Below are 248 nucleotides of genomic sequence, written 5' to 3' on the forward strand. Positions count from 1 at the left end.
TTGCTCATCTGGGTGAGCATGCCGCCGTCGTTCTTCCAGCGCGCCAGGATGTCCTGGGCCAGTTGCTGCTGGTGGGTGCCGATGGCTTCCAGCAACGGGCAATAGCGGGCCTTGGTGGCGGCGTCGGCGAGGTCGATCTTGCTGTCGAAGAGGATGTATTCGTAGGCGGAGAGCCCCTGCACCACCACGCTGGCCTTGGCCAGGGCCGCGGCGTCGACCTGCGGGTTGTTCTTCAGCAACTGTTCGAC

At 64.5% G+C, this 248-nt stretch carries 1 protein-coding gene; it reads right to left on the bottom strand.

From position 1 onward, the window contains the following. Positions 1 to 248, bottom strand: a 248-nt coding sequence (locus tag G5A07_RS21595; RefSeq protein ID WP_223107826.1) for an imelysin family protein, incomplete at both ends; no start/stop codon positions are given.

This window comes from Stenotrophomonas sp. AS012628 (assembly GCF_010608305.1).
Classification (GTDB): domain Bacteria; phylum Pseudomonadota; class Gammaproteobacteria; order Xanthomonadales; family Xanthomonadaceae; genus Stenotrophomonas; species Stenotrophomonas geniculata.